A 6222-nucleotide genomic window follows, 5' to 3' on the forward strand; every position below is an offset into this window, starting at 1 on the left:
AAAGCGAGTGCTATCCGAGGTTGGTCATCCCCTGTAGAGGTCCTCGACGTCGTTGTACCATTTCCTCGACTCTCCGACCCTGGCCCTGACCTTCCAAGAGAGACTCTTTGGTGAATCCTCCAGCGCCCGCTTCAGGTCGTCGATCTTAGCGTTGACGTCGGCCTTGTCCCAATCATCTAGGGAGGCGAAGTCCTTGAGGAGGGTTGAGACCTTGGCAAGGTTTCCCGTGACGGTTCGCCAGAGGCCCCAGTCCCGGGAACAGAGCCTCGAAACGTATAGAGCGTCCACGGTTTCTGGCTTCTCCCCTCCCACGGCATGCTCTCGGAGGAGTACGACGGTATCGACGACGTCCTTTTGGTTCAGCCTGAAGATCTGCATCTTCGAAAGCAACAGGTCCGCAAGGGGGAGGGTAGGGTAGTCGATTTCGAGCCGGCCCTCGAAGCTCAGGGTGTGGCTCATCTCCAGCTTGCCGAGGAACACGTCGCAATGCAACCCGTCGCCTCGCCGCCTGAAGACCAGCCTCCTCCCCCCGAAGGCGGAGACGGTAACGTCCTCCTGATACCCCAGCGAGTCGATGAGGGGGGGAATCCTGGACGAGAACTTGTCGTAGGATGCGAGGTCGATGTCCCCGAGCCGCCTCCCCATCGCTTCCATGATGTGGCGGTATCTAGGACAGTGGTAGGCTATCGCCACGGCAGCGTGGATCCTCAAGGGGACGCCGGTCTCTTTTCCGGCGTCGACTATCCTGACTGCTTCGTCCTGTAGAACGCTGGAACCAGTCGGCCCTTCAGGTTGCAACCGTGAGTGGTGATTCGAGACTTTCCTTAAGCTTTGGGAGGGTACACCCGTCTAGGTAGGGCCGGGTGGGTGGCACCCCAACGTCCTCGTCATGGTTGCGAAGACTTCTCTTTGATCGGACGATTTCTCGGGAGCGGCCGGTCCGTATAAGACGAAGTATCTTGAAGAAACGTCGCAGTGGACGTGGAGCGACCTTACCTCCTGGGGGGTGGCAGTCTTGTTGAAAAAGATGCCTCGTTTGATGAGTTCGAGTTTGACTTCGTTGAAGGATGCAGGATGTCCGCGAATCTTGACGGCTTCTCTCCTGACATCCTTCACCTTAGCTTCCCTGCTTCCCTTGATTCTCTGTATGCTGTAGTCGGCATGACCTTCCACTCCGTGTAGCTTCTCCACCTTCTTCAAGTTCCCCCATGAAAGGAAGACCTTGTACCCGCTGGGAGACTTGAAAGCAATATCCCCCTCCTCGTGTCTTGACTTTGGGTTGAATTCGATGACGCAGTCAGACGGGTATTCCACGCCGAACCCATAGGCCTCGAACCGTTCGTACTGAACTGTCTTTGAGGAGGACAGGCTGGGTGCCGAACGGGTTTTCCAATATTAAGTGTTTCAGGAGAGAGCTCTCAACAATTATAAGAGGAATCGGGGCCGTGGATGGCCTCAATGTCCCAGGAACTGATGTACATCAACGGTGCCTGGGTTCCGGCTGACTCGGGCGAGTCTTACCAGATACTCAGCCCGGCAACAGGAGATCCGCTGGCGCAGGTTACCAAGGGAGGTGCTGGGGACGTGTCGAAGGCAGTGGACGCGGCCCGGGAGGCGTTCGACCGGGGCCCTTGGCCCCGGATGGCGCCAGGGGAAAGGGCGAGGGTGCTCCTGAGAATGGCGGACATGCTGGACGAGCAGGCTGACGAGGTTGCCGCGATGGAATCCCGCAACCAGGGGAAGACCATCAAGCTAGCCAGAGACTCCGACATCCCCACGTGTTCGGACAACATCAGGTTCTTCGCGGGCGCGAGCAGGAGCTTGGAAGGCAAGGCAGCATCAGAGTTCAACGGCCTCGGGACGGGCTTCGTCCGACGAGAACCGATTGGAGTTGTCGCCTGCATCACACCCTGGAATTATCCGTTGATGATGGCGGTCTGGAAGGTTGCACCGGCCATCGCTGTGGGGAACAGCGTAGTGGTCAAGCCGGCGAGCCTAACGCCCCTCACGACGTTGGCGCTCGCTCGGATAGCGGAGAAGGCAGGGGTCCCCAACGGAGTAGTCAACGTGGTCACAGGACCGGGGGGAACCATCGGAGAGTCCCTGATTGGCCACCCCGGCGTCGATGCAGTTGCCTTCACGGGGGACACCTCGACAGGAAGGCGGATAATGGAGCTGGCTTCGAAGTCGGTGAAGAAGGTCCAGCTCGAACTAGGAGGGAAGGCCCCCTTCATAGTATTCGAGGACGCCGACCTGGATGCGGCGTCGGAGGCGGCGGTGGTGGGCGGTTATGTGAACGGGGGACAGGACTGCACCGCAGCGACCCGGTTCTTCGTCCAGGGGAAAGTGTACAAGGACTTCTTGAGCGCGGTTACAAGGAAGGCCAAGCAGTTCAGGCTAGGCGACCCCCTCTCGTGGGACACAGACATGGGTCCCCTCGTCTCCCAGACCCAGATGGAAAAGGTGCAAGGCTACGTCGCTTCAGGCGTTGATCAGGGCGCGAAGCTCCTCACTGGTGGACACAGACCGACACTCCCCGACCCCTTCAGCAGGGGAAATTACTTCGAACCGACCGTTTTCGCCGACGCCAGCCAGGACATGAAGATTGCGACGGAGGAAATCTTCGGTCCTGTCCTGACGTGCATGCCCTTCGAGACGTGGGACGAGGCGGTTGAGAAGGCGAACGGAGTCAAATATGGCTTGGCATCCTCGGTGTGGACCAGAGACATCACCAGGGCGATGAAGACTGCTAATGCCCTTAGGTTCGGGGACGTCTGGATCAACGACCACCTTCCACTCCCTTCGGAGATGCCTCATGGGGGGTTCAAGCAGAGCGGGTTCGGCAAGGACCTCTCTACCTATTCGTTCGACGATTACACCGTCATCAAGTTCGTGTACGTAGACCTGACTGGCCAGGCCCGCAAGTCTTGGCACTACACGGTGTACGGCGACAAGAACTAGTCTCGGTGCGCCGCGCTAGGCCGACGGCTGTATGGTTGTAGAACCTCGCCTGGCGTAGAGCGATCCCGCTGCGACCAGGGCTGCGACCCCGATTAGCAGGGTCCCTCCGACATAGGTCCAGAATGAAAGGCCCGTGTTGCTTACGTCTATGAAGACCCAGGCGAGTCCCCCGGCGACGCTCAGAAGCAACCCGATGGGCATGGCGAAGCCTATGAGCCTCCTGCTCATGCCTCCCACCCCGTAGTGGTCCACCGTCAGGAGCACCATGGCTGCAGCTCCAAGGACAAAGAGACCGCTCAGGGACTGCACTTGGGCGTAGGCTCTGTCGTTCGCGAAGAGGCTATTTTGGAATAGGTCCTCGTGGAATTCCAGATAGAATCCGCTGATGATGTTGACGAGAACTGCTGCCACCCAGGTCGTGAGCAAAGTGGCACGGAGGCCGTCCCTCCAGAACGCCTTGACGCCGTCGATCTTCGCCAGTGCCATGGGGACCACGATGACCATGGCTCCGAGGCCCGTGATGCTCATGGCCGTGTCGTCCCCGGCCATCCCGTTGACTCCGCCGGGGCCACCCGCGAAGAGCGTTGGTGGCGCGTAGTTGGCGAAGGCGCTGGCGAGATAGACGACCGTCATCACAACGACACCCACGATGGAGATCCAGACGCCTGTCTTTGCTACCCCCTTCTTGATTCCAGTCAGCGTGTCCAGGATTCCGTACTGCTGGACGGCGATTGCGACCACCCCCGCCAGTATGGCAGTCGCCATTTCGTGCGAGTGCGGGGCCAGAGCCCCTGCCAGGAATCCACCCCCATCGAGCCCTAGATACGACAGGTACCCCGAGAGGAAGGAAGGCCCGAACATCGAAACCCAGAGGTAGAAGAATCCTATTATTCCCGCGAGGAACGCGGAGCCCACTGTCGATATGGCGAACCAGTAGGCAAGCCCTGCCCGCTTGTAGGCTCCAAGCTTGGCCCTCGTGAACGGGAACATGCGTCTCCAGTATCCTCCGCCCGGCTCATAGACGCCCTCCTTCTTTCGAGGAAGGACCATTAGTTCGAGGAAGAGGGCTCCTCCCACGTCCGCCAAGAGCAGGAAGGCGACCACGAACATCCCAATGCCCACATCGGGGAGGGCCGCGTCGAGGCTAGGGAAGAGGTAGATGAGTCCGCCGACCGCACCGAAGAGGGTGGCGACCCATGCCCTGACTGCCAGTGGGAAGTCGATCTTAGGTTCGTACTTCTCGATCTCGAACGCGGAAATCACAAGATAGACTGCGAGGGCGGCGATTCCTATTCCGATGCTGTGGAAGTACATAGAGCGGTAGTAGGCACCCAAGGAAGGCGGAAAGCCAAGCAGGACGTAGAGTCCCGCCAGGACCACGGTTATTCCGATGGTACTCCAAGTCAGCGTCTTCAGGGGAAGCGTGTGCTGAACTGAATAGGGAACCCTGGCCATGGCGACTTGCGCCCGACCGAGGCTATTTACGGAAGGGCACGGTTCTCAAACTTGAGAACAGGAGTCGGAGAGAGGCATGGGGCCGGTGGGATTCGAACCCACGACCACTTGCACCCCAAGCAAGTATCCTACCAAGCTAGACGACGGCCCCGTCAAAGTCTTCTCGAAATCGAACTCGGTTTAAACCTTGGTAAGAGCAGACGGAGGAGGACCCCGGATAGGGCCCTCCTCCTCCCGGACAGAAGCCTACATCTGTCCTGTACTTTGGAAGAGGCCCATGAGGTTTCCCTCAGGGTCCCAGAAGTACGCCGACCAACCCATGCTGGGGATCTCTTGTTTCGCCCCCATTGCCTTGCCTCCATGCTTCTCCACCTCCTTGAGCGCCCAGTCGATGTCCTCAACCGTTATGGTTACGATTGGGGCCGTGAAGGGTTCCTTGCGTTCCATCATTCCTCCGTTGATGGCTCCGACCTCAGTGACCCTGCCGTCCTTGTCAGTCATGGCGCCTCCCAGAAGCGTGTAGTTCAGCTGGGGCATTTCGTTGATCTGCCATTCGAACACGTCCTTGTAGAAAGATTGGGCGCGTTTCACGTCCTTTGCTGGCAGTTCGTAGTGGTTGACCTTTCCTTTCAAGGTTTTCGAGTGGCTTTGGTGGGTTTTCCCCAAATAAGCTTTGCCGATATACAGTCATTACTACTGAGAGTTAGCTGAAAGTGAGTGCTGCGATTCCGAGACAAGCTCATGGGGGACCTGAGATGCGGCCCCCACCGGTCAATGGAATGCGGAGGCTAACCTAGTGGGTGACGAGTTTCAGTGATTCAAGGAGCTTGGAGTATGCGAAGTCTGAGGTATCTGACTTGTAATCCGACAGGCGTCGGATCAGTGCCTCCCTGTCCCTGATTCCCAGAGTGCGCCTCATGAGGGGCGAAAGCTTTCCCCCGATGAAGAGGTACTGGGCCGCGGTGGTCACGTTCTTGGGCCTCCGCGAAGTGCTCGCAGATTCGAAGTCGATTATCCAGGGCTTTCCCTCTGCCATTACGACGTGCTTTCGGAGGTTGCTAAGCTGCCCATGGTCGACCCCCATGATGTCGAGGGTGCGACACTGGTTGAGGATCGAATGGACGGTTTCCCTGGCGGTACTTCTTGTCCCCGGCCCTCTCAGCCCCTTCAGCCATTCGTTCAGTCCCTGGTAGCGGAGCAGCTTCATCAGAATGAAGTCTTTGGAGTGGGCGTGGACCTGGGGTCCGATGCCAAGTCGGTTGGCCATGGCAGCTATCCTGACCTCGTTCTGCATGTCGGGTCTGTTGGCGTCAGTCCGCCTGACCTTGAGCGCCCGGGGGGTGCCCCCGCTGACTGCCTTGACCACCACTCCTACGGTGCCGAGGCCAAGGATCCCGAGCCGCCCGATCTTTGCGTGGCCTTCGAAGACAAGTCCGTCCACCCCTAGCTTCTCGAGCTGTTTGATCCTCGACCTGGCGCTTCTCAGAGAGACCTTTGGGTAGGTGAGGACTCGGATGTACGGCGTCCTGGTCAGCTGGTCAAGACTAGCGAATTCCGATTGCGTCGCTAACGATTTCTCTGATTCCTGCATCCAACCACTTTGACCTGCTCGATGACCGTTCCAACTGGGCACCCCTTAGGACCACGGCGCTCCTCTTCATCCCTCGCCTCAGCTCTTCGGAGACGCCGACCGGCCCTGTCTTTCCGGTCGCGATGTCTTTCAGGAGAGAGTCGAACTTCACGTATCCTCGCTGCCGGAGTAGCCGGACCCGCGCCTCGTCGTCCACCCACACCAGCTTGGCATCC

The 6222-nt window shown here is 58.9% G+C and carries 7 protein-coding genes and 1 tRNA gene; 1 reads left to right on the plus strand and 7 read right to left on the minus strand.

Going from position 1 to position 6222, the window contains the following annotated elements:
• Positions 1 to 24 precede the first annotated feature (24 nt).
• Together OK438_06380 and OK438_06385 are read right to left on the minus strand one after the other, a co-directional pair.
• Positions 25 to 798, minus strand: coding sequence for a hypothetical protein (locus tag OK438_06380; GenBank protein ID MDA4125058.1), 774 nt, complete (start codon positions 796 to 798; stop codon positions 25 to 27).
• Between the two features lie 51 nt (positions 799 to 849).
• Positions 850 to 1314 (minus strand): hypothetical protein, encoded by a 465-nt coding sequence (locus OK438_06385; protein ID MDA4125059.1) that lies wholly within the window; start codon positions 1312 to 1314, stop codon positions 850 to 852.
• A gap of 144 nt (positions 1315 to 1458) precedes the next feature.
• Between OK438_06385 and OK438_06390 the strand changes: the two genes are divergently transcribed.
• Positions 1459 to 2961, plus strand: a complete 1503-nt coding sequence (locus tag OK438_06390; protein MDA4125060.1) for an aminobutyraldehyde dehydrogenase — start codon at positions 1459 to 1461, stop codon at positions 2959 to 2961.
• Positions 2962 to 2976: 15 nt separating this feature from the next.
• Here the strand turns inward: OK438_06390 and OK438_06395 are convergent, their stop codons facing one another.
• The 5 genes from OK438_06395 to OK438_06415 all read right to left on the minus strand — a co-directional run.
• On the minus strand, positions 2977 to 4416 hold the full coding sequence (locus tag OK438_06395; protein ID MDA4125061.1) for a hypothetical protein: 1440 nt from the start codon (positions 4414 to 4416) through the stop codon (positions 2977 to 2979).
• Between the two features lie 77 nt (positions 4417 to 4493).
• Positions 4494 to 4567: transfer RNA gene (locus OK438_06400), tRNA-Pro, on the minus strand.
• A 95-nt stretch (positions 4568 to 4662) separates the two neighbouring features.
• Positions 4663 to 5049 carry a VOC family protein gene (locus OK438_06405; GenBank protein MDA4125062.1) on the minus strand — a complete coding sequence of 129 codons (387 nt, stop codon included), beginning with the start codon at positions 5047 to 5049 and terminating at the stop codon, positions 4663 to 4665.
• Positions 5050 to 5209: 160 nt separating this feature from the next.
• The gene (locus tag OK438_06410; protein MDA4125063.1) at positions 5210 to 6007 is read right to left on the minus strand and encodes a serine/threonine protein kinase; all 798 of its coding nucleotides are present in this window, start codon (positions 6005 to 6007) and stop codon (positions 5210 to 5212) included.
• Positions 5961 to 6222: hypothetical protein (locus OK438_06415; GenBank protein MDA4125064.1), on the minus strand; the 262-nt coding region annotated here is incomplete at its 5' end. The genes OK438_06410 and OK438_06415, both read right to left, overlap by 47 nt.

It is taken from the genome of Nitrososphaerota archaeon (assembly GCA_027887005.1).
In the GTDB taxonomy this organism is placed as follows: Archaea; Thermoproteota; Nitrososphaeria; order Nitrososphaerales; family Gagatemarchaeaceae; genus UBA183.